5 protein-coding genes are annotated in these 2,302 nt (G+C 37.2%); all 5 read left to right on the forward strand.

Annotated elements, in window-relative coordinates:
* Positions 1-159 precede the first annotated feature (159 nt).
* The 5 genes from C9E89_RS22185 (at position 160) to C9E89_RS22205 (ending at position 2,281) form a co-directional block, all read left to right on the forward strand.
* Entirely contained in the window at positions 160-642 is a 483-nt protein-coding gene (locus C9E89_RS22185) for a phage tail tube protein (protein WP_107010251.1), read from the forward strand.
* A complete protein-coding gene (locus C9E89_RS22190) occupies positions 642-1,055 on the forward strand; it encodes a phage tail assembly chaperone family protein, TAC (RefSeq protein WP_107010252.1) in 414 nt (137 codons plus the stop codon). Before C9E89_RS22185 ends, C9E89_RS22190 begins: the two co-directional genes overlap by 1 nt.
* The gene (locus tag C9E89_RS22195) at positions 986-1,297 is read left to right on the forward strand and encodes a hypothetical protein (RefSeq protein WP_322887909.1); all 312 of its coding nucleotides are present in this window, start codon (positions 986-988) and stop codon (positions 1,295-1,297) included. Before C9E89_RS22190 ends, C9E89_RS22195 begins: the two co-directional genes overlap by 70 nt.
* A gap of 140 nt (positions 1,298-1,437) precedes the next feature.
* On the forward strand, positions 1,438-1,782 hold the full coding sequence (locus C9E89_RS22200; protein ID WP_107010253.1) for a hypothetical protein: 345 nt from the start codon (positions 1,438-1,440) through the stop codon (positions 1,780-1,782).
* Entirely contained in the window at positions 1,775-2,281 is a 507-nt protein-coding gene (locus C9E89_RS22205) for a PIN domain-containing protein (RefSeq protein ID WP_107010254.1), read from the forward strand. The genes C9E89_RS22200 and C9E89_RS22205 overlap by 8 nt, the downstream gene beginning before the upstream one ends.
* The last annotated feature ends 21 nt before the right edge of the window (positions 2,282-2,302 follow it).

A 2,302-nucleotide genomic window follows, 5' to 3' on the forward strand; every position in this document is an offset into this window, starting at 1 on the left:
ATCACACTACATGCTGAAAGCATCTTGAAATTATGCAAGGGCATACAAGGTGAGACCATAGATTCAAATCAACATTAAAACCCGCCAAGTGCGGGTTTAATTTTATCCACCTCCTTAACGGAGGTTTTTTTATGCCAAAAATTTGAGGAGTAGCTACTCATGGCGACTAAAAAAGGTGTACTCGGAAACGGTACCGAAGTATGGATTTTGCATGGTGCAGTCCCAACATTAACAAAAATGAATTGCATCACCGAATTGGCGCTTGGTGATGATTCTCAAGCGGAAGTAGATAACACCTGTCTTGAAGAAACAGAAGTGCGCACAAATGATTATGGGTTATCAACACCAGGTGAGGGTAGCTTTAAAATCAACACTGACCCAAAAAATGCAACACACATCACTTTGCTTGATTTAGCAGATAAAAAAGAATTAGTTGGTATTTATGTTGGTTGGTCTGATGGCACAACCGCGCCAACTGTTGCAACAGGTGCGGTTGATCTCCCTGAAGATCGAACTTGGTCTTGGTGCACGGCAATTTTGCGTAAAAACAGTGTGGTGATTGGTCTTGATGCGCTAAACAATCATACAGTTCCCTTCAAACGCCAATCAAAAGTAACTGATGAATTCAAGGTGCAACCATAATGGCTAAACTCACGTTAAAATCTACTCAAAAGGCAGTAGGCATCGGTACTTTTGTTAAAAAAACAATTAAGTTTCGTGGTGCGAATGGTGAAGAATTTGAGGGGGATATTTTTGTTAAAATCGCTTCTCATGATGTCGTTGCACATGCTACCGATGCCTGGGGTATTGATAAAGACAAACTGACAATGGATCATTATCGTAAGGCGATGCTATTTCAGTTGATTTATGAAGATGAAAAAGGGCAGTTTTTCCCTGAAATTACGGACACTGGCTCTGTTTCAACAGAAGTTATTGATGCAATGTACAATGCTGCGGACGAGGTTCTAGACTTTGCGGGAAAGAATTGGATCTCGAATCAGATGAAGAATTCTTCTGCGAACTCGTCATCAACGGAATTGGTGGAAGAACAATAGCAGAAGCTAAAGCCAACATTTCTTATCCTGAACTCAAAATCTGGAGAGCTTATCGTGCAAAACGTGGCTCTCTTTTTTTTGGTCGCAGATTAGAGCAGAGCTTTGGTCGCTATCATGCTGACTATGTTGCAATGAAAACTGGCAAGGAAGTTGATGTATATAAGTTTATGACGCATGAAGATGCGCCTGAAACTTCATTTGAAGAAGAGCGTATGAAGGCGATTAAGAAGAAATCGCAATAAAACACAAATCCTAAAAAGCAAAAACCCAAGATTCGCAGTCTTGGGTTTTTTGTTTTCAACCCACAATGCACACTTGAGGATCGAAACATACATGACAGATTTTATCACAAATTTGACAGCATATTTATTGGGAGGCAAAAATGTTTTTTGAAAAATTAAGACATTTGATGTTAAATGTGAGTAAGTTTATTTTACAGAAAGTTGTCATGGAAGCAAAAGATTCAATAAGATTAGCTAAAGCATCACTTTTAGATATGTTTGAAGATGAAAAGCCTTTGGATGTTAGATTAGAGGAAATTGAGCTAGATGATAGTGATAAGTGGCTTGTCACTTTAAGCTATTATAAAGAGCCTACAGGGCAAAGTACTACTGGATTAATGGCAATCGCTTCTGCTTTAAATTCAGCTAGTAGAGATTATAAGGTAATCACCATTGACAAGAATTCAGGAAAAGTAGAGTCTATAAAGATTCGAAAAAATGGATAATTTAATTAAAAAGATGCAAAGAAATGGTGTCTTAATAGATACCAATATTTTGATTCTATTGATTATTGGTTTGACTGATGAGCGTTCTATTGCAAAACATAAAAAATTATCCGCCTACTCAATAGAGGATTTTCGCTTATTGGTTGCGATCCTTGATTCTTGCAAACATATTATTGCTAGCCCTCATATTTTAGCTGAAACAAGTAATTTGGCGAGTAGAGGGCTTTATGGTGACATGGAAAGACGAGTATTTTATGCGTTAAAACAAGTTTTTAGTGAACAAAAATTCATTGAAATTCATACCAATGCGGTAAATGTGTCCAACAACGAAGGTTACCTTAAATACGGACTAAGTGATGTAGGGCTTTTAGAGACACTTAAGGGTGAGTATGTATTACTTACCGATGATTTTGTGCTAAGTGGTTATGCTGAAAAGTTTAAATATGATGTTTTGAACTTTAATCATTTAAGAAATGGAATTTTTGACGCAATGAAATAAAGCACCCTAGGGTGCTTTTTT

The organism is Acinetobacter sichuanensis (genome assembly GCF_003024515.2).
GTDB lineage: Bacteria > Pseudomonadota > Gammaproteobacteria > Pseudomonadales > Moraxellaceae > Acinetobacter > Acinetobacter sichuanensis.